General features: G+C 59.6%; 14 protein-coding genes. 6 read left to right on the forward strand and 8 right to left on the reverse strand.

What is annotated here, in order from left to right:
- Positions 1 to 89 precede the first annotated feature (89 nt).
- Genes ACOYXE_RS02885 through mfd form a run of 3 tightly spaced genes read right to left on the reverse strand, consistent with a single transcriptional unit; the run spans position 90 to position 6,818 of the window.
- On the reverse strand, positions 90 to 2,780 hold the full coding sequence (locus ACOYXE_RS02885) for a DEAD/DEAH box helicase (RefSeq protein ID WP_405123175.1): 2,691 nt from the start codon (positions 2,778 to 2,780) through the stop codon (positions 90 to 92).
- 11 nt (positions 2,781 to 2,791) lie between these two features.
- On the reverse strand, positions 2,792 to 3,358 hold the full coding sequence (locus ACOYXE_RS02890) for a CsiV family protein (protein WP_460927613.1): 567 nt from the start codon (positions 3,356 to 3,358) through the stop codon (positions 2,792 to 2,794).
- A 10-nt stretch (positions 3,359 to 3,368) separates the two neighbouring features.
- A complete protein-coding gene (gene mfd / locus ACOYXE_RS02895; protein WP_460927615.1) occupies positions 3,369 to 6,818 on the reverse strand; it encodes a transcription-repair coupling factor in 3,450 nt (1,149 codons plus the stop codon).
- Positions 6,819 to 7,172: 354 nt separating this feature from the next.
- On the opposite strand from mfd, the gene ACOYXE_RS02900 reads away from it, so the two are divergent.
- On the forward strand, positions 7,173 to 8,636 hold the full coding sequence (locus ACOYXE_RS02900; protein ID WP_160041205.1) for a glyceraldehyde-3-phosphate dehydrogenase: 1,464 nt from the start codon (positions 7,173 to 7,175) through the stop codon (positions 8,634 to 8,636).
- Positions 8,637 to 8,806: 170 nt separating this feature from the next.
- Here ACOYXE_RS02900 and tcuC read toward each other — a convergent pair whose 3' ends face one another.
- The gene (tcuC, locus tag ACOYXE_RS02905) at positions 8,807 to 10,108 is read right to left on the reverse strand and encodes an MFS transporter (RefSeq protein ID WP_102902244.1); all 1,302 of its coding nucleotides are present in this window, start codon (positions 10,106 to 10,108) and stop codon (positions 8,807 to 8,809) included.
- Between the two features lie 90 nt (positions 10,109 to 10,198).
- On the opposite strand from tcuC, the gene ACOYXE_RS02910 reads away from it, so the two are divergent.
- Positions 10,199 to 11,215, forward strand: coding sequence for an FAD:protein FMN transferase (locus ACOYXE_RS02910; RefSeq protein ID WP_405123177.1), 1,017 nt, complete (start codon positions 10,199 to 10,201; stop codon positions 11,213 to 11,215).
- 197 nt (positions 11,216 to 11,412) lie between these two features.
- Positions 11,413 to 12,807: a Si-specific NAD(P)(+) transhydrogenase gene (sthA, locus tag ACOYXE_RS02915; RefSeq protein WP_007984277.1), complete on the forward strand. Its 1,395-nt coding sequence runs from the start codon at positions 11,413 to 11,415 to the stop codon at positions 12,805 to 12,807.
- 42 nt (positions 12,808 to 12,849) lie between these two features.
- Here the strand turns inward: sthA and ACOYXE_RS02920 are convergent, their stop codons facing one another.
- Together ACOYXE_RS02920 and ACOYXE_RS02925 are read right to left on the reverse strand one after the other, a co-directional pair.
- Positions 12,850 to 13,572, reverse strand: a complete 723-nt coding sequence (locus tag ACOYXE_RS02920; protein WP_016986737.1) for a glycerophosphodiester phosphodiesterase — start codon at positions 13,570 to 13,572, stop codon at positions 12,850 to 12,852.
- A 14-nt stretch (positions 13,573 to 13,586) separates the two neighbouring features.
- A complete protein-coding gene (locus ACOYXE_RS02925; protein WP_016986736.1) occupies positions 13,587 to 14,168 on the reverse strand; it encodes a PilZ domain-containing protein in 582 nt (193 codons plus the stop codon).
- 94 nt (positions 14,169 to 14,262) lie between these two features.
- Between ACOYXE_RS02925 and ACOYXE_RS02930 the strand changes: the two genes are divergently transcribed.
- From ACOYXE_RS02930 to ACOYXE_RS02940, 3 genes are all read left to right on the forward strand, one after another.
- Complete coding sequence (locus ACOYXE_RS02930; RefSeq protein WP_460927620.1) at positions 14,263 to 15,513, forward strand: lipoprotein-releasing ABC transporter permease subunit; 1,251 nt, start codon at positions 14,263 to 14,265, stop codon at positions 15,511 to 15,513.
- Positions 15,514 to 15,520: 7 nt separating this feature from the next.
- Complete coding sequence (gene lolD, locus ACOYXE_RS02935) at positions 15,521 to 16,204, forward strand: lipoprotein-releasing ABC transporter ATP-binding protein LolD (RefSeq protein ID WP_405123178.1); 684 nt, start codon at positions 15,521 to 15,523, stop codon at positions 16,202 to 16,204.
- Positions 16,205 to 16,267: 63 nt separating this feature from the next.
- Positions 16,268 to 17,512, forward strand: coding sequence for a lipoprotein-releasing ABC transporter permease subunit (locus ACOYXE_RS02940; RefSeq protein ID WP_102902248.1), 1,245 nt, complete (start codon positions 16,268 to 16,270; stop codon positions 17,510 to 17,512).
- Positions 17,513 to 17,620: 108 nt separating this feature from the next.
- Here ACOYXE_RS02940 and ACOYXE_RS02945 read toward each other — a convergent pair whose 3' ends face one another.
- A complete protein-coding gene (locus ACOYXE_RS02945) occupies positions 17,621 to 18,970 on the reverse strand; it encodes a heavy metal sensor histidine kinase (protein ID WP_460927622.1) in 1,350 nt (449 codons plus the stop codon).
- Positions 18,970 to 19,650 (reverse strand): heavy metal response regulator transcription factor, encoded by a 681-nt coding sequence (locus ACOYXE_RS02950; RefSeq protein ID WP_160058812.1) that lies wholly within the window; start codon positions 19,648 to 19,650, stop codon positions 18,970 to 18,972. The genes ACOYXE_RS02945 and ACOYXE_RS02950 overlap by 1 nt, the downstream gene beginning before the upstream one ends.
- Positions 19,651 to 19,807: the final 157 nt, after the last annotated feature.

Genomic DNA, 19,807 nt, shown 5'->3' on the forward strand with positions numbered 1-19,807 from the left:
CGCGAGCAGGCTCGCTCCCACAAGGTAGATGCGTTCCAACTGTGGGAGCGAGCCTGCTCGCGAAAGCTATTTAACCAGCACTGCAGATATCAACGCTTGTCGGCCTTATCCGGCAACGGCGCAAACAGCGCTTCGATATCATCACTCTGCAACTTCCAGTCCCCGGCCTTGCGCCCATCCAGCACGCCTGCCGCCAAGTCGGATTTTTCCTTTTGCAGGTGCTGAATCTTCTCTTCCACAGTGCCCCGGGCAATCATCTTGTAAACGAACACCGGTTTCTCCTGACCAATCCGGTACGCCCGATCCGTCGCCTGATTTTCGGTCGCCGGGTTCCACCACGGGTCGTAGTGAATCACCGTATCCGCTTCCGTCAGGTTCAAGCCCACGCCACCAGCCTTCAGACTGATCAGAAAAATCTGACGCTTACCGCTCTGGAATTCTTTCACCGGCGTACGTCGATCACGGGTCTGGCCGGTCAGTAGCGCGTAGGACACGTTGCGTTTTTTCAGCTCTTCCTCGATCAAGGACAGCATCGAGGTGAATTGCGAGAACAGTAGAATCCGACGTCCTTCTTCGAACAACTCATCGAGCATTTCCATCAGGCTGTCGAGCTTGCCCGAGGTGCTGCCGCGAGCGGGCAGGGTGGCGTCGTTGACCAGACGCAGATCACAGCAGACCTGGCGCAATTTGAGCAGCGCCTCAAGAATGATGATCTGGCTGCGCGCCACGCCTTTGCGGGTGATCTCGTCGCGGACTTTCTTGTCCATCGCCAGGCGCATGGTTTCATACACATCGCGTTGCGCTTCGTTGAGGTCGACCCAATGGATGATCTCGGTTTTCGGCGGTAACTCGGTGGCAACCTGTTCCTTGGTCCGGCGCAGCAGAAACGGTTTTATCCTACCGTTCAAGTGCTGAAGTCTGACTTCGCTACCGCGCTTTTCAATCGGCACGCGGTAATCGGCGTTGAAGCTTTTCACGTCGCCGAGCCAGCCCGGCAGCAGGAAATGGAACAGTGACCACAACTCGCCCAAGTGGTTTTCCAACGGCGTACCGCTCAGGCACAGGCGCTGGCGTGCGTTCAGCTCTCGGGCGGCCTGTGCGGCTTTGCTGTTGGGATTCTTGATGTACTGCGCTTCATCCAGCACCAACACATGCAGCGGCTGCCTGGCCAGACGTTCGACGTCTTTGGGCAGTAGTGCGTAAGTGGTGAGGATCAGGTCAAAATCGCCCAGATTGTCGAAGTGCTTCTTGCGCGTGGCGCCGTACAGCGCGACCACTTTCAGTTGTGGCGTAAAGTGCGCCGCCTCATCGAGCCAGTTCGGAATCAGGCTGGTTGGCATCACCACCATGCACGGCCGATCCAGACGCCCGGCGTTTTTCTCGCTGAGAATATGCGCCAGGGTCTGTAGGGTTTTACCCAACCCCATATCATCCGCAAGAATCCCGCCGACCTCCAGTTGCCGCAGCGACTGCATCCAGCTCAAGCCTTCAAGTTGATACGGGCGCAGTGTCGCATTCAGGCCTTGCGGCGCTTCAACGCTGAAATCACGAATATCGCGCAGGCGTTGCGCGAACGTGCGGATCTGCTCGCCACCCTCCCACAGCAGCGGCAGGCCTTCCAGAGAGTTGAGGCGAGTGGCGTCGGCCTTGCTCAGGCGCAGGGTGGTTTCGCCCGGCTCCTGCAAATAAAACTCGCCGAGCGTCATCAGCACTGGTTTCAACCGGCCCAGAGGCAACGCCACCTGCAGTGGCCCGTGCTCAATATTGCGTTGCGGGACGTTGACCAGAATCAGCTCGTCATCGCGACGGCGCGCGAGGCGTTCCGGGTTGAGGATTTCCGCGTGCGAGCGCATCAGGTTGAGCAAAATCGGCAGCAGGCTCAGGCGCTCACCGTTGACGATGATCCCCAGTTCCAGATCAAACCAGTCGCGATCCGGCACCTGCTCTACGGTGGCATACCAATCATCCACGGCGGTCAGATCGAAGCCGAATTCCTCATCGATCTGCAGCTCCCAACCTTGGCTGCGCAGTTTCGGCAGGTCGTTGAGGGTGAAGGTCAACCAGGCGCTGTCGTTGACCATCTCGTATAGCTCGCCGGCGCTTTCCGGCAGGGCTTTACTCTGGCGGGTGGCGATGCGAAAGCCGAGGATGCGCAACTGTTCGCGGTAGGACTGCTCGACATCCGGGTGACGTTTGACACGTAGCGTCTGACTTTCCTGACGAATCAGGATATCGCTGTTCTTTTGTCCGCTGACATATTCATCCAGATAGCTGAATGACAGCGCCGCGCGATGCTGAATGTAGCGCTGCATCTTGCCGTTGCGCGGTTCGAAAGCGCTGAACTCGACACTGGCCAGCCACAGGCGTGGCAACGGCTGCACGTTATCGACCAGCACTTGCGGCGGCGCTTTCGGGCCACGGTTTTCCAGCACGGCTTGAAGTTTCTCCAACAGCTCGGCGTCTTTGGCTGCGGCGGGGTAATCGAGTGTTTCCTGCACTTTCAGCAGCACCGCTGCGCAATGTTTGCAGTTGCTGCGAACCGGGCAGGTACAGCCGGCATCGACCAGCAGCAAGGTGCCTTTGGCTGACTCGCGCAGGTGAATGGTCTGACGGTACACGTTACCGCCAGAGCCTTCGCAACTGGCGGTGATCGTTGCATCGCCGACTTGGGCGATGCGTACCCGGTTTTCCAGGGCGTAGCGACGGCCACGCTCCAGGCTCTGTTCCTTGAATCGGCTGACCCAGGAGGGCGCCAACGGTTTACTCAGCGGCGGGTTCATAAGGACTTCGATCAGTCCGGAATCGCTTCAGGTGCTTCCCGTGGCGCAGGCGCGGTCAGAGAAGTGATCTTGATCAGCAGGGCCAGATGGCCGTTGTCGAGATAGTTGAGCTGGCCATTCTTGGTGTGGCTGTCCTGTTTCAGGCGCTCGCTGGCAGTGACCAGGCCATTGGCGTCGATCTGATTGACCCAGAAGTCGGCAGTCACGTCGGTGAAGCGCCCGAGCTTCATCTCCAGCGTGCCTTCGATCGGGAACTGGCCGAACTGCTCCTGGCCGTCGCTGACCGCGACTTTCGCCGGCGCTTCGCCGAGGGTTTGCTGCCAGGCCTTGTGCATCAGCACGCTGTAATCGCCGCTGGCGGTGAGTTTGGTCACCACGTCATTCAGCGCAGGTGTGCGTTTGCTGTCCTCGCCCAGGCGCTGAGCGCCAGCGGCCCAGTCTTCCGGCGCGGCACGGCTGACGATCGCCGGCACGGCGTTCTGGCGCACCAGAATCATTTCGACCTGATACAGGTCATCGGCAAACGCCATAGGTGCTACGAAGGTCAGTAGCAAAGTCAGCGAACGAAACAGGCGCATTGGGCGTCCTTCAAACAGATTTCGGGAGGAGGCGCTCAAACAGCGCCTCTACAGTATTAAAGCGCTCTTCCGGGCGTTCCATTGGTACCTGGAACTTGAACATCGTCGCGCCTTCGAATTTGTAGCGTTTTGGCTGGCTCTGGATCAGTTTGATCAGCGTCATCGGATCGACCGGCGTCTGCGCTTCGAACTCGATGCGCCCACCTTGCGGCCCGCCGTCGACCTTCTTGATGCCCAACTGCTCGGCCTGCAACTTCAGCGCCGTGATGCGCACCAGATTTTTCGTCGGTTCCGGCAGCAGACCGAAGCGGTCGATCATCTCGACTTGCAAGTCCTTCAGGCCTTCCTCGTCGGTAGCCGAAGCGATGCGCTTGTACAGGATCAGGCGAGCGTGAACGTCCGGCAGATAGTCTTCCGGAATCAGCGCCGGCACCCGCAGGTTGACTTCCGGGCCACCGCCCAGCGGTTGATCGAGGTTAGGTTGCTCGCCTTTGCGGATCGACTTGACCGCGCGCTCGAGCATTTCCATATACAGCGTGAAGCCCACGGCCTGAATCTGTCCGCTCTGACCATCGCCGAGCAGTTCGCCAGCGCCACGGATTTCCAGGTCGTTGGTCGCCAGGACGAAACCGGCACCGAGATCCTGAGTGTTGGCGATCGCCTCCAGACGCTTTTCCGCGTCCGAAGTGATTTGCTGGCGCGGCGGCGTCAGCAGGTAAGCGTAAGCCTGGTGGTGACTTCGGCCGACACGACCACGCAACTGGTGCAGTTGCGCCAGACCGAACTTGTCAGCGCGTTCGATGATGATGGTGTTGGCGCTCGGCACGTCGATACCGGTCTCGATGATGGTCGAGGCGATCAGCACGTTGAAACGCTTGTGATAGAAGTCGCTCATCACCTGTTCGAGTTCGCGCTCGCGCATCTGTCCGTGACCGATGCCGATGCGTGCTTCCGGTACCAGCTCGGCGAGGTCGGCAGCGCATTTCTCGATGGTTTTCACATCGTTGTGCAGGTAGTAAACCTGGCCGCCGCGTAGCAGTTCGCGGAGCAACGCCTCTTTGACCGTGCTCTTGTTCTGCTCCATGACGAAGGTGCGCACTGACAGACGTCGCGCCGGCGGCGTGGCGATGATCGACAGGTCGCGCATACCCGACACCGCCATGTTCAGCGTGCGCGGAATCGGCGTGGCGGTCAGCGTGAGAATGTCGACTTCACTGCGCAGGGCCTTGAGCTGTTCTTTCTGACGGACACCGAAACGGTGCTCCTCGTCGATGATCACCAGCCCGAGGTTTTTGATTTTGACGTCGTCGGACAGCAGCTTGTGCGTGCCGATGACGATGTCGATCTTGCCTTCGGCCAGATCGGCGATCGCCGCGTTCACTTCCTTGGCCGACTTGAAGCGGCTCATCACTTCGACGGTCACCGGCCAATCGGCGAAGCGGTCGCGGAAGCTGTTGTAATGCTGCTGGGCGAGGAGGGTGGTCGGCACCAGAATCGCCACTTGACGGCCACCGTGTACGGCGATGAACGCTGCACGCATGGCCACTTCGGTCTTGCCGAAACCGACGTCGCCGCAGACCAGTCGATCCATCGGTTTCGGCGCGAGCATGTCCTCGCGCACGGCTTCGATGGTCGACTGTTGATCCGGGGTTTCTTCGAACGGGAAACCGGCGCTGAACGTCGCGTAATCGGCTTTCGGGTCGGCAAATGCGTAGCCTTCGCGAGCAGCGCGGCGGGCATAGATGTCGAGCAATTCAGCGGCAACGTCGCGCACCTGTTCGGCGGCTTTGCGTTTGGCTTTCTGCCAAACCTCGGAGCCGAGGCGGTGCAGCGGGGCCAGGGCATCGTCGCTGCCGGTGTAGCGCGCAATCAAATGCAGGTTGGCCACCGGCACGTAAAGCTTGGCGTTCTCGGCGTATTCGAGGGTGAGGAATTCGGCCGCCTGATTGTCGATTTCCAGAATCGTCAGGCCCAGATAGCGGCCGACGCCGTGGTCGATGTGCACCACCGGCGCACCTTCGCGCAGCTCGGTGAGGTTCTTGATCACCGCATCATTGCTGACGTCGCTGCGTTTCTCGCGGCGACGACGTTGCATCACCCGTTGGCCGAACAGCGGACTTTCCGCGACCAGTGCCAGCGCCGGGTCATCGAGCATCAGGCCTTCGTCGAGCGGGGCAATGGTGATCGCCAGACGATCCTTGCTCGCGACAAAGTCCGGCCAGCTATCGACGGTTTTCGGGCGCAGCTTCAGACGTTCGAGCAACTCCAGCAGCACTTCGCGACGGCCGGCGGATTCGGCGGTGAACAGCACGCGACCGGGGAATTCATCGAGAAATGCCGACAGCGCTGCCAGCGGTTGCGTGGCTTTGGCTTCAATCGCCAGATTCGGCAGAGCCTGCGCGGGGAAGCGCTCGCGGCCGACGCCGGTTTCCACGTCTTGCTGGCTGGCGACCACGCGTGGCCAGCTCTTCAGGCGGGCGAAGCAGTCTTCCACCGGCAGGAACAATTCGGCGGGTGGCAATAAAGGACGCGAAGGATCTACGCGGCGCTCTTCATAACGATTGCGCACGTCGTTCCAGAAATTCTCCGCCGCTTGCTCGATGCCCGGTAGCGAGAACACCTGGGTGTCTTGCGGCAGGTAATCGAACAGCGTCGAGGTTTCGTCGAAGAACAGCGGCAGGTAGTACTCGATACCGGCCGGGGTAATCCCGCTGCTCAGATCCTGAAAGATCGGGCAGCGACGGAAATCGACGTCGAAACGCTCGCGGAAGCGCGCCTTGAAACGGGTGACCGCATCTTTCTGCAGCGGAAACTCACGAGCCGGCAGCAGCTTGACCGAATCGACCTTGTCGATGGAACGCTGGTTTTCCGGGTCGAAGGTGCGCAGGGTCTCGATTTCGTCATCGAACAGGTCGATGCGGTAGGGCAGTTTACTGCCCATCGGGAACAGATCGATCAGCGCGCCGCGTACGGTGAACTCGCCGTGCTCATAAACGGTGTCGACGTAGCGATAGCCACTGGCTTCGAGGCGCGCACGCATCTGTTCAACGTCGAGCTTCTGGCCGACATCCAGTACCAGACTGCTGCCGAGCAGGAACTTGGTCGGCGCCAAGCGGTGCAACGCCGTGGTAATCGGCACCACCAGTACGCCATGCGCCAGCTCCGGCAGCCTGTATAAGCTGGCGATGCGCTGGGAAATGATGTCCTGGTGCGGCGAGAACAGGTCGTACGGCAGGGTTTCCCAGTCGGGGAAATGCAGCACGGGCAAATCCGGGGCGAAGAAACTCAGCTCCTGTTCCAGTCGTTCAGCACTCTGGCTGTCGGCGGTCAGTAGCAGGGTGAAGCGCTTGGCAGCGCTGGCAGCCTCGGCAATCGCCAGGCTGAGGGCAGCACCGGGCAGATTGCCCCAATGCTGTTTACCTGCCTCGGCAGGGAGTAGCGGTAGACGCAGAACGGGCACGGAAGGTTGAGCTCCAGGCTTTGCGACAAAGTCGGTAATTGTAGCGGCGTCCGGTGCCGCCTGTCAGTTGCAGACTACGTCTATCTTCGTTGTTTGGACGAAATGTAGTGGTAACCATAAAAACCAGCCGTTTTTTAGCGATTATGTAGTGCCGAAACCGGGTGGTGTTACGGAGGGTTACAGACATCGTCTAACAGTCGTCGAAAAATTGACTGCGCTGGAAGCCCCGGTTTTACTGGGCTTTAGAGGGGCGTAATTTTTTTGAACGGAATGTTGTTACCGATTTCGCGACAAGCGCGCATTGCTGAATGAGGTTGTCGGCGGCATAATGTAGCCCCTTTTTTCTGCCCCTACATGTGGAAGGTTACCGTGACTCAGAAGCCCGACCAGTGTCTTGGTGAATGGATCGACCGTGAAGCACTCGCAGAAGCGATGATTCCGCTTATCGGTCAGCTCTACCGCAATAACAACGTGGTGAGCTCGATCTATGGCCGCAGCCTGATCAACCAGTCTGTCATCGCGATTCTCAAAGCTCACCGCTTTGCGCGCCACCGTTCTTCCGACGACAGCGAACTCTCCGTCCACGAAACATTCCCGCTGCTCAAAGCCATGAGCGAGCTCAAGCTCGGCGCGGCTTCGGTAGATCTGGGCAAGTTGGCGTTCAAATTCCGCAACGAAGGCAATGGCCGCAGCGCCGAGCAATTCGTTCGTGAAGAGATGGCTGACGTGGTTGGCCAGCAAAACGCTTCCGCACGTAAAGGCACCGACGTTGTGCTGTACGGCTTCGGTCGTATCGGCCGTCTGCTGGCGCGCATCCTGATCGAAAAAACCGGTGGTGGCGACGGCCTGCGTCTGCGTGCCATCGTCGTGCGCAAAGGCGCCGAAAACGATCTGACCAAACGCGCCAGCCTGCTGCGTCGCGACTCGGTACACGGTTCGTTCAACGGCACCATCACCATCGACGAAGAAAACAACACCATCACCGCCAACGGTAACCTGATCCAGGTGATCTACGCGAAGAACCCGACTGAAGTGGATTACACCCAGTACGGCATCAAAGACGCGCTGCTGGTGGACAACACCGGTGTATGGCGTGACGCCGATGGCCTGGGTCAGCACTTGCAGTGCCCGGGTATCGACCGCGTTGTTCTGACTGCGCCAGGCAAAGGCAAGCTGAAGAACATCGTGCACGGTATTAACCACGGTGAAATCACCGCTGAAGACAAGATCGTGTCCGCCGCTTCCTGCACCACCAACGCCATCGTGCCGGTGCTGAAAGCAGTAAACGACAAGTTCGGCATCATCAACGGTCACGTCGAAACCGTTCACTCGTACACCAACGACCAGAACCTGATCGACAACTTCCACAAGGGCGATCGCCGTGGTCGTAGCGCCGCGCTGAACATGGTCATCACCGAGACCGGTGCTGCCACCGCTGCTGCCAAGGCCCTGCCTGAGCTGGCCGGCAAGCTGACCGGTAACGCGATCCGTGTTCCGACGCCAAACGTGTCGATGGCCATTCTCAACCTCAACCTTGAGAAAGCCGCCACCCGTGAAGAGATGAACGAGTACCTGCGCTACATGGCGCTGCACTCCGATCTGCACAAGCAAATCGACTTCGTCAATTCGCAGGAAGTGGTTTCGACCGACTTCGTGGGCTCGCGCCACGCCGGTGTAGTCGATGCTGAAGCGACCATCGTTCAGGACAACCGCGTTGTTCTGTACGTCTGGTACGACAACGAGTTCGGTTACAGCTGCCAGGTTATCCGCGTGATGGAAGACATGGCTGATGTGAATCCGCCAGCGTTCCCGCGCTAAGCGATAGCTGCACATGAAAACGCCCCGACTTTGATCGGGGCGTTTTTGTTTGTGTGCCTTTTAGAAGTGTGTTGTCAGTACCGGCCTCATCGCGAGCAGGCTCACTCCTACATGGGGATTTGTGAACGACACAGATCCAATGTAGGAGTGAGCCTGCTCGCGATAGCTATTTAACGAGCGCCGCCGGGTATGGCCGCTTGCGCGGTGCGTAACTCATGCTTATTGCCACGAAACAACACCAGCGTCGCAATCAACCCCAACACCGCCGCACCACTGAGCCAGATCCCCGGCGCAGCCTTGTTATCCAGCACATGAATCAGATACGTACACGCCGCCGGCGTAAACCCGCCGAACGTCGCCGTTGCCAGGCTGTAAGCCAGCGAGAACCCGGTCGTACGCACTTCCACCGGCATGATCTCGGTCAGCGCCACCACCATCGCACCGTTGTACGAGCCGTACAGGAACGACAACCACAACTCGACGATCAGCAAATGGCTGAAGCTCGGGTTCGCCACCAGCCACGACAGGGCAGGGTAGGCCGTCAGAATTGCCAGAATCGTCGCCGCCAGCAGTAGGGGTTTACGTCCGATCCTGTCGGACACTGAACCCATCACCGGCAACCAGAAGAAGTTCGACAGACCGATACATACCGTCACCAGTAACGCGTCGAAGTCCGACAGGTGCAGCTCAGCCTTGCCGAACGTCGGGGTGTACGCGGTGATCAGGTAGAAAGAAACCGTGGTCATCACCACCAACGCCATGCCGGCGATGACGATGCCAAAGTTCTGACCGATCGAGCGGACGATTTCCCGCAGGGTAGGGCGGTGTTTTCTGGCCTGGAACTCTGGGGTTTCCTCCAACGAGCGACGAATGACGAAGATCACCGGCACAATCATGCAACCGATCAGAAACGGCACGCGCCAGCCCCAGTCACCCATTTGTTCCGGACTCAGCCAGTGGTTGAGGCCGACGCCGAGCAAGCCGGCGAAGACCACCGCCGCTTGCTGACTCGCAGACTGCCAACTGACGAAGAAGCCCTTGCGGCCCGGTGTGGCAATCTCGGCCAAATAGACAGACACACCACCCAGTTCCACGCCGGCTGAGAAACCTTGCAACAAGCGGCCAAACAGTACGAGCAGCGGCGCAGCGACGCCGAGAGTCGCGTAGCCCGGCACGCAGGCAATCAGCACCGTACCGGCCGCCATCAGTGCCAGCGTGATAATCAGACCTTGGCGACGACCATGACGGTCAATGTAGGCGCCGAGGAAAATAGCTCCGAGCGGACGCATCAGGAAACCGGCACCAAAAGTGGCCAGTGAAAGCATCAGCGAAGCGAAGGCACTGTCGGTGGGGAAGAAGGTTTTGGCGATGGCCGTGGCGTAGAAGCCGTAGACCATGAAGTCGAACATTTCGAGAAAGTTGCCGCTGACAACGCGAAAGATCGCTTTGCCTTTGCCCGTGGTGGAGGACATGTTCAGGTACTCACTATTGGATTTTGTATAAAGATGTTGCAGATCCTTTAATTCATAATGGCCGCCGCGGTTTTACGGAGAGATGAATAATTGTTCACTGGACGCTTGTTTGGGCTTGTGATTCTGGCTGGCGTATTGGCTGGCTGCGGTAATGGCGAGTCCATGGAACGCTTCGGCGGGCCGACCATGGGCAGCACGTATTCGATCAAGTACGTGCGTCACGCTGGCATGCCTGACGCGACGCAGGTTCGCAGTGAAGTGGAGGGCATCCTCCGCGAAGTCGACCGGCAGTTGTCCACCTATCGCAATGACTCGGACATCGAGCGCTTCAACGCTTTGCCCGCCAACAGCTGCCAGAAAATGCCTGGGTCGATACTCGAATTGGTCCGCACAGGCGAACAGCTCTCAGCGCAAAGCGAAGGCTCCTACGACCTGACCGTTGAACCGCTGATGAACCTCTGGGGCTTTGGCCCACAAGGCCGCGAAGAGAAAGTCCCTGATGTCGCTGCGCTGGCTGAAGTAATGCAACGGGTTGGCCACCATCATCTGCATATCAATGGCGATCAGTTGTGCAAGGACGCCGCCGTCGAAGTCGATTTCAACAGCATCGCCGCCGGTTATGCCGTCGACACCATCGCGGTAAGGCTCGATGCCATGGGCATCCACGACTACCTCGCTGAAGCCACGGGTGAGTTAAAGGCAAAGGGTCGAAAGCTCGATGGCTCACCCTGGCGCATCGCCTTGGAAGAGCCCCGTGACGATCAACAGGTCGCCGAGCGCATCATTGATGTCGACGGCTACGGCGTTTCCACCTCCGGCGACTACCGTAACTATTTCCTGCAGGGCGGCCGGCGTTATTCCCACACCTTCGATGCGCGCACTGGTGCACCGGTCCTACACGACCTGGCGTCAGTCACGGTGATTCATCCTTCAGCGTTGATGGCCGATGGACTATCGACGCTGTTGCTGATTCTCGGCCCCGAAAGGGCTTGGGACTATGCCGAAAAACATGACATTGGTGCATTCTTTGTGATTCGTGCCGATACAGGTTTTGTCGTCCGCACCAACACGGCTTTCGAACGCCTCAGTGGCAAGAAAACTGACTGAGAACAATACGAAAGCTGGCGTTGTAGTGCAGGCAAAAGTAGCCTACGACGCGACCAAGGGTTAATGTGCGCGGCGTTGACGCTTCTATAGACTGTGTCCGGGTTCTTGATTGACCCCCAATTGTTCCTTCGCGCCGCCGTTCGGCGTGATTTAGCCGCCGGTGCTGCTGGCACCGCGGCCTGTTCTGAGGAGTACGCATGGCTGTCTACAACTACGACGTGGTGGTGCTGGGTTCCGGCCCGGCGGGAGAAGGCGCGGCAATGAACGCCGCCAAAGCAGGGCGCAAGGTCGCGATGGTCGACAGCCGTCGCCAGGTCGGCGGCAACTGCACCCACCTCGGTACCATCCCTTCCAAGGCACTGCGTCACTCGGTGCGGCAGATCATGCAGTTCAACACCAATCCCATGTTTCGGGCGATCGGCGAGCCACGCTGGTTCTCCTTCCCGGACGTGTTGAAAAGTGCCGAAAAGGTTATTTCCAAACAAGTCGCTTCGCGTACTGGCTACTACGCCCGTAACCGCGTCGACGTGTTCTTCGGCACCGGCAGCTTCGCCGACGAGCAAACCATCGAAGTGGTCTGCGCCAACGGTGTGGTCGAAAAACTGGTGGCCAAGCACATCATCATCGCCACCGGCTCGCGTCCTTATCGCCCGGCGGACATCGATTTCCACCACCCGCGTATCTACGATAGCGACACCATCCTCAGCCTCGGCCACACCCCGCGTAAACTGATCGTTTACGGCGCCGGCGTGATCGGTTGCGAATACGCGTCGATCTTCAGTGGTCTGGGTGTACTGGTTGAGCTGGTCGATAACCGTGGTCAGTTGCTGAGCTTCCTCGACTCGGAAATCTCCCAGGCGTTGAGCTATCACTTCAGCAACAACAACATCACCGTGCGCCACAACGAAGATTACGATCGCGTTGAAGGCGTCGATAACGGCGTGATCCTGCACCTGAAATCCGGCAAGAAGATCAAGGCCGACGCCTTGCTCTGGTGCAACGGCCGTACCGGTAACACCGACCAGCTCGGTCTGGAAAACATCGGCGTCAAGGTCAACAGCCGTGGCCAGATCGAAGTCGACGAGGCTTACCGCACCTGCGTGCCGAACATCTACGGCGCCGGTGACGTGATTGGCTGGCCGAGCCTGGCCAGTGCCGCCCACGACCAGGGTCGTTCGGCTGCTGGCAGCATCGTTGATAACGGTAGCTGGCGCTTTGTGAATGACGTGCCGACCGGCATCTACACCATTCCGGAGATCAGCTCGATCGGCAAGAACGAGCAGGAGCTGACCCAGGCCAAAGTGCCGTACGAAGTCGGCAAGGCTTTCTTCAAGAGCATGGCGCGTGCGCAGATCGCCGGCGAGCCGCAAGGCATGCTGAAGATCCTGTTCCACCGTGAAACCCTGGAAGTGCTGGGCGTTCACTGCTTCGGTTATCAGGCGTCGGAGATTGTTCACATCGGTCAGGCGATCATGAACCAGCCGGGCGAACTGAACACCTTGAAGTACTTCGTCAACACCACGTTCAACTACCCGACCATGGCCGAAGCCTATCGGGTAGCCGCGTACGATGGCCTCAACCGGCTTTTTTGACGGGCTCCGGCCGGTGGCCTGAGCCGGCCGGGGAGACCGATTTCAGCAATTCTCGAGGGTGGCAGTGGCCAAACCGGGAAAGTCTGTAATCAGGCTGTCAACGCCGAAGTCGGCGAGTCTGCGCATCAGTGCAGGCTCGTTGACGGTCCACACCGACACATGCAGCCCCTGACGCTGCGCCTTCTGCAAGCGTTCCGGCGTACACAGCGTCCAGTTCAGCGCAAGAATCTCACAGCCATAACTGGCCGCGACCTTCAACGGGTCGAGCCAGGCGTATTCGGCGACCAGTCCGCGCGACACATCCGGCACCAGATCCAGCGCCGCTTTCAACACTTCCCGCGAACTCGAGGTGATCGTCACCTTGTCGAGCAGGCCATGCCGTTGGGCCATTTCACGAATCGCCAGCACCGTGGTTGCCGCGCGAGTGCGTGAAGCGCTTTTGACTTCCAGTTGCCAGTGCTCGAAATCGCACTTTTCGAACAACTCTTCCAGCGTCGGAATCGGGCACGGCTTGATCCAGCCCGGGCCACCCTTGCGCGCGTCGTAAGTGACCAGTTCGGCGGCGCTGTGCTCGACAACTTTGCCGCGCCGCTCCGTGGTGCGCTTGAGGGTCGGGTCGTGGATGACCATCAACTCACCGTCCTTGGACAGGTGCAGATCCAGTTCGCAGCGGCGCACGCCGTGCTTGAGACATTCCTGAAAACTGCTCAGGGTGTTTTCCGGTGCTTCGCCCTTGGCGCCGCGGTGGCCGTAGATGAGAGTCACGGTTCTTCCTTAAATTAAATGCCTGATTCGTTCTGTTCGCGGGCCAGACGTCGTTCCTGTGCCTGCTTCTGCAAGATATAGCGGGCGAGCAACTGGCGCTGGGCATCGGTCAAGTGTTCGAACTCGGTGCCGACGTCATAACCTTCGCCCTTGCGGTCGCAATGGGTGACACGTGCGCGCAGCAGCAGGCCCAGCGCTTGCGGCATCAGCACCAGTTTCACCGACAGGTGTGCACCGGTGGCAATCGGCGTCGGATACTGAAAGTCGATCCCGCCTTCGGAGATGATCACCGGTTGCGGCTCGCCGATATGGCCGAGCACGGTCAGGGCGACCACCTGGCTAAGCAGGTCGATGCGCTTGTTCTGGGATTTCAGGAACGCAGCGATGGCCCGGTCGCGCTCGCTGATCTGGCGCAACAGGTGCTGCGACTCGAATTCGCTCAGGTGCAGTTCGCTGAGCAGGTTGAAGAGTGGGGAAGCATCCTGCAACACTTCCTGGCCTGCGGCTTCGGGAGCGGACAGGGGCCGAATTTCCAGTGCGATCGTGTCCTCGATACGGTAGTATTCGCGGCGATCTTCTTCATCTAATGTCGACATGGCGAACCCATGGTAGCGGCGGTGGTCTGAGTGTAAAGCTGGTTATCGACCCCCGCCACAAGGACGTTCCTTTTCCCTCCGAACAAGCCCCGACATGTTCAGACCTCTCTTCGTATTTATCGGCACGCGTTATACCCGTGCAAAGCGTCGCAATCATTTTGTGTCATTCATTTCCCTGACTTCGATGATCGGGCTCGCCCTTGGCGTGGTCGTGATGATCGTCGTGCTGTCGGTGATGAATGGCTTCGATCATGAGATGCGCACCCGCGTGCTGGGCATGGTGCCCCACGCGACCATTGAATCCACTGAGCCGCTCAACGATTGGCAAAGCCTGGCGACCCAGGTCAAACAGAACCCGCAGGTGACGGCGGTAGCGCCGTTTACGCAGATGCAGGGCCTGCTGACCAATAACGGTCAGGTGTCCAAGGTGTTGCTCAACGCCATCGACCCTGCGCTCGAGCGCAATGTGTCGATCATCGACAACTTCATGAAGCAGGGCAAACTCGACGATCTGACGCCGGGCAGCTTCGGCATCGTCATCGGCGACAAGGCTGCGACCAAGCTGGGCGTGGGCATCGGTGACAAAGTCACCTTCGTCGCGCCCGAGGTCAGCGTGACCCCGGCCGGGATGTTCCCGCGCATGAAGCGCTTTATGGTGGTCGGCATTTTCCATGTCGGTGCCGGTGAGCTCGACGGTTATCTGGGCATCACCAACCTGCAGGATCTGGCGAAGATGCACCGCTGGAAGCCTGATCAGGTGCAGGGCATCCGCCTGAAGTTCGACGACCTGTTCCAGGCACCGCGTGTGGCATGGAACATCGCCCAGCAGCTTGGCGAAGACCATTACTACGCCCGCGACTGGACGCGCACTCACGGCAATCTGTATCAGGCGATCCGCATGGAAAAAGCCATGATCGGTCTGCTGTTATTGCTGATTGTCGCCGTGGCGGCGTTCAACATCATTTCCACGCTGGTAATGGTGGTCAACGACAAGAAGGGCGACATCGCCATTCTGCGCACCTTGGGGGCGACGCCGGGCACGATCATGCGCACGTTCATGGTGCAAGGCACGGTGATCGGTGTGGTCGGCACGGCGATTGGTGCGGTGGTCGGCATTTTCGCGGCGCTGAACGTCAGCGCGGCGATCTCGGCACTGGAAGGCCTGATCGGCCACAAATTCCTTAATGCTGACGTGTATTTCATTGATTATCTTCCGTCGCAGGTGCAGAGCCAGGACGTGGTCATGGTCTGCGCGGCGGCGTTGGTTCTGAGTTTCCTCGCCACCCTGTATCCCGCCTGGCGTGCCGCGCGCACCCAGCCGGCGGAGGCGCTACGTTATGAGTGAGTCGGGCATGAGTGAAAAAGCAATCTTGAGCTGCCGCAACCTGGGCAAATCCTACGAGGAAGGCCCGGAATCGGTGGAAGTGCTGGCCGGGCTGCAACTGGAGTTGCTTCCGGGCGAGCGTGTGGCGATTGTCGGCACCTCGGGTTCGGGCAAAAGTACTTTGCTCAACCTGCTCGGTGGTCTGGACACACCGACCAAGGGCAGCGTCTGGCTCGACGGCGAAGAGCTGTCGGCACTGAGCGAGAAGAAGCGGGGCCTGCTGCGTAACCGTGCGCTCGGTTTCGTTTACCAGTTCCACCACTTGCTGCCGGAATTCACCGCGCTGGAGAACGTCTGCATGCCGCTGTTGATCGGCAAGACGCCGATCCCGGAAGCCCGTCAGCGCGCCACGGCATTGCTGGAGCGCGTCGGCCTCGGCCATCGTCTGGAGCACAAACCGGCGGAACTCTCCGGTGGTGAGCGTCAGCGTGTGGCGATTGCCCGCGCCTTGGTCAACAAGCCAGGCCTGGTGATGCTCGATGAGCCAACCGGCAACCTCGACTCCCACACCGCGCAAGGCATTCAGGATTTGATGCTGGAGCTCAGCACCTCGATGCGCACGGCGTTCCTGGTGGTGACTCACGACATGAACCTGGCGCGCCAGATGGACCGTGTGCTGCACCTGCAAGAAGGTTGCCTCACGCCCATCTGATTGGCTGAAACCTGACGCCTGAAAAGGCGTCGGGTCTTTTATTTTTATACGGTGCCCCAGCGAATGTTCAGACCGTTATCGATCTTTATCGGCACGCGCTATACCCGCGCCAAGCGCCGCAATCGCTTTGTTTCGTTCATTTCGATGACTTCGATGATCGGCCTCGCCCTCGGCGTGCTGGCGATGATCGTGGTGTTGTCGGTGATGAACGGCTTCCAGCGCGAAATGAGCTCGCGCATCCTCGGCATGGTGCCGCACGCGACCATCGTTGGCGTAAAGCCGATCGATGACTGGCAGCCGGTGGCTGCGGCCGCGATGAAGAATCCTGAAGTGACTGCCGCCGTGCCGTTCACCGAGATGGAAGGCATGCTCTCCTACAAGGGCCTGATGCAGCCGATCCAGATCAGTGGCGTCGATCCGGCGCAGGAAGGCAAGGTATCGATCGTTGCCCAGCACATCGTGCAGGGCCGTCTCGATGCCTTGAAGCCGGGCGAGTTCGGTGTGGTGATCGGTGAAATCACCGCCCGCCGTTTCCGCCTCAACGTCGGCGACAAGATCACTTTGATCGTCCCGGAAGTCAGCACCGCACCGGGCGGCATCACACCGCGCATGCAGCGCTTGAACGTGGTCGGCGTGTTCAAGGTTGGCGCTGAACTGGACGGCTCGATGGGCCTGATCCATGTCGCTGACGCCGCGACCATGCAACACTGGGAGCCGAATCAGGTGCAGAGCGTGCGTCTGGCGGTCAAAGACCTGTACGCCGCACCGAAAGTCTCCTCGGACATCGCCGCTGGTTTGGGCGCGGAGTTCAAGGCTGACGACTGGACCCACACCCAGGGTAGTCTGTTCAGCGCGATGAAAATGGAAAAAACCATGATCGGCCTGCTGTTGCTGATGATCGTCGCGGTGGCGGCATTCAACATCATCGCGACGCTGATCATGGTGGTGAACGACAAGGGCGCGGACATCGCGATTTTGCGTACCATCGGCGCCACGCCACGGCAGATCATGGCGATCTTCATGGTGCAGGGCACGGTGATCGGCATTGTCGGCACGATCATTGGCGGCGTGTTGGGTGTGATCGCCGCGCTGAATGTCAGTCAGATCGTGGGCTGGATCGAGCGAGTCAGCGGGCAGCATATCTTCAGTTCGGATGTGTATTTCGTCAGCAATCTGCCATCGGAATTGCAGGGTGGGGACGTGCTTTTGATCTGCTCGGCGGGCTTTATTCTGAGCTTCCTGGCGACGGTCTATCCGGCGTGGCGAGCGGCGAAGATCGAACCGGCTCACGCGCTGAGATATTCGTAATCCTTTAGACCGCTTTCGCGAGCAGGCTCGCTCCCACAGGGGATTTGTGAACGACGCAGATCCAATGTGGGAGCGAGCCTGCTCGCGAAGGGGCCGGAGCTGCTGGCCTCAATCTCCCTTTGGCAACTCAATCACAAACCGCGTCCATCCCGCTTCGGATTCGCAATGAATCTGCCCGCCATGGGCGCGGACGATGGATTGAGTAATCGCCAGCCCCAGCCCTGCATGCTCACTGCTACCTTCCTGCCGCGCCGGATCAGCCCGATAAAAGCGGTCGAACAAGCGTGGTAGCAACTGCGCTGAAATCCCCTCGCCACTGTTTTCGACTGAAATACGCACAGCGCTCGCTTGATCAACTATCCGCACGCTCACATAGCCCTCAGCCGGGGTAAACCGCAGCGCGTTATCCAGCAAATTCGACAAGGCCCGGCGCAACATACTGCGATCACCTGCGATCCGCGCATTGCCCTCACGGCTCAGCCTGACCCCGGCGTCCTCCGCCAGCGGCGCAAAAAACTCCAGCAACACATCGGTCTCGTCCGCCAGTTCCAGCGCTTCGCGCTTGGGCATCAGCAAACCGTGATCAGCCTTGGCCAGATACAACATGTCGTTGACCAGTTGCGCCATCCATTGCAGTTCTTCGAGATTGCTGTGCAGCGCTTCGCGGTAATCCTCGATCGGCCGTGGGCGGGTGAGGGTGACTTGGGTGTGAGTGAGCAGGTTCGACAGCGGCGTGCGCAGTTCATGGGCGATGTCGGCGGAAAACGCCGAGAGCCGCTGAAACGAGTCGTCGAGGCGTGCGAGCATGGCGTTGAAGCTGTGGGCCATTTCCGCAAGCTCGGGCGGCATTTGCGCTTCTGGCAGTCGGGCGTTGAGCGATTGTGCGGAAATCCCACGGGCTACGGCGCTCATGCGCCGCAATGGCCGCAAGCCGCTGCGTGCGGCCCAGGCACCGAGCAAAGCAGTGGCAAGCGCCGAGAGGCCGACGGTCAGCCAGATCAGATGTTGCATGCGCTGCAGGAAGTGCTGGTGATGGGTGATGTCCAGCAGCAAGGTCAATTGCGGCGAATCGGGTTTTTCCGGGTAGAGCGGGGCGTTGAGTACGCGATAGTCCGTACCGTCGTGACTCACGGTCGACAGGCCGGGTTGTGCCGTCAAGTCCTTGGGGATCTGCGTCGAACTGTCGTACCAGCGTTGGCCGTCACTGCCAGTGATGCGCAGCGACAGATCGGCCTGACGGCTCAGTTCATCCGCCAGTCGTGCTTCACGTTGGCCGGGTTGAAGATCCTGCAAGGCGCGGCGCAGGCCGATCAGCTTGCCGTCCAGTTGTTGCTGGTCGAGTTCGATAAAGTGCGCCTCGCTGGCGCGGTCGAACAACACGCCGGCGAACAGTGAAACCACGGCGGTGCACGCAGCAAACAACAAGGCCAGACGCGAACTGAGGGACAACCGGCGCATCAGGCGCCACGCTCTTCGAGCACATAACCCATGCCGCGCACGGTGTGGATCAGTTTGTTGGGGAATTCGTCGTCGATCTTCAGGCGCAATCGGCGGATCGCCACTTCGATGACATTGGTGTCGCTGTCGAAATTCATGTCCCAGACCTGTGAGGCGATCAGCGATTTTGGCAGCACCTCACCCTGACGGCGAAGGAGCATTTCCAGAAGGGCAAACTCCTTGGCGGTCAGGTCGATACGCTGGCCGCTGCGCTCCACGCGGCGGCGGATCAGATCCAGACGCAGGTCGGCCAGTTGCAGACTGGTTTCCTGCGCTGTGGCACTGCCGCGACGCAACAGGCTGCGCACCCGCGCGAGCAGTTCGGAGAAGGCGAACGGTTTGACCAGGTAATCGTCGGCACCCAGTTCGAGGCCATGCACTCTGTCCTCTACGGCGTCTTTGGCCGTCAGAAAAAGTACCGGCGTATCCAGCCCGGCGCTGCGCACCGCTTGCAAAATCTGCCAGCCGCTGCACCCCGGCAGCATCACATCGAGGATCAGCAACGCGTAATCACCGCTCAAAGCCATTTGCTGACCGCTGTTGCCATCGGCCACCAGTTCCGTATTGAACCCGGCCTCGGTCAGGCCCTGGCGCAGGTATTGGCCGGTTTTCGCTTGGTCTTCGACGATCAACAGTTTCATGGGCGACTCAGTGGATTCGGGGTGTAGAAATGAACGCGTTATACCTTGAGGGCAGGCGATAAACGCCAACCTGACAAAGTTGTAATCTGCCTGTCAGGTAGATGCCAGCGCAGGCCGGCTAAAGTTTCCCACAGGCTGAACCTTATCTTGTTGGAGA

This window comes from Pseudomonas sp. MC6 (genome assembly GCF_054790575.1).

Excerpts from the sequence above, each read along its gene's own strand:
- ACOYXE_RS02930 (WP_460927620.1), top strand. The coding sequence starts at position 14,263 with ATGTTCAGACCTCTCTTCGTATTTATCGGCACGCGTTATACCCGTGCA.
- lolD (WP_405123178.1), top strand. The coding sequence starts at position 15,521 with ATGAGTGAAAAAGCAATCTTGAGCTGCCGCAACCTGGGCAAATCCTAC.
- ACOYXE_RS02900 (WP_160041205.1), top strand. The coding sequence starts at position 7,173 with ATGTGGAAGGTTACCGTGACTCAGAAGCCCGACCAGTGTCTTGGTGAA.
- ACOYXE_RS02925 (WP_016986736.1), bottom strand. The coding sequence starts at position 14,168 with ATGTCGACATTAGATGAAGAAGATCGCCGCGAATACTACCGTATCGAG.
- ACOYXE_RS02945 (WP_460927622.1), bottom strand. The coding sequence starts at position 18,970 with ATGCGCCGGTTGTCCCTCAGTTCGCGTCTGGCCTTGTTGTTTGCTGCG.
- ACOYXE_RS02885 (WP_405123175.1), bottom strand. The coding sequence starts at position 2,780 with ATGAACCCGCCGCTGAGTAAACCGTTGGCGCCCTCCTGGGTCAGCCGA.
- ACOYXE_RS02940 (WP_102902248.1), top strand. The coding sequence starts at position 16,268 with ATGTTCAGACCGTTATCGATCTTTATCGGCACGCGCTATACCCGCGCC.
- ACOYXE_RS02950 (WP_160058812.1), bottom strand. The coding sequence starts at position 19,650 with ATGAAACTGTTGATCGTCGAAGACCAAGCGAAAACCGGCCAATACCTG.
- tcuC (WP_102902244.1), bottom strand. The coding sequence starts at position 10,108 with ATGTCCTCCACCACGGGCAAAGGCAAAGCGATCTTTCGCGTTGTCAGC.
- ACOYXE_RS02890 (WP_460927613.1), bottom strand. The coding sequence starts at position 3,358 with ATGCGCCTGTTTCGTTCGCTGACTTTGCTACTGACCTTCGTAGCACCT.
- sthA (WP_007984277.1), top strand. The coding sequence starts at position 11,413 with ATGGCTGTCTACAACTACGACGTGGTGGTGCTGGGTTCCGGCCCGGCG.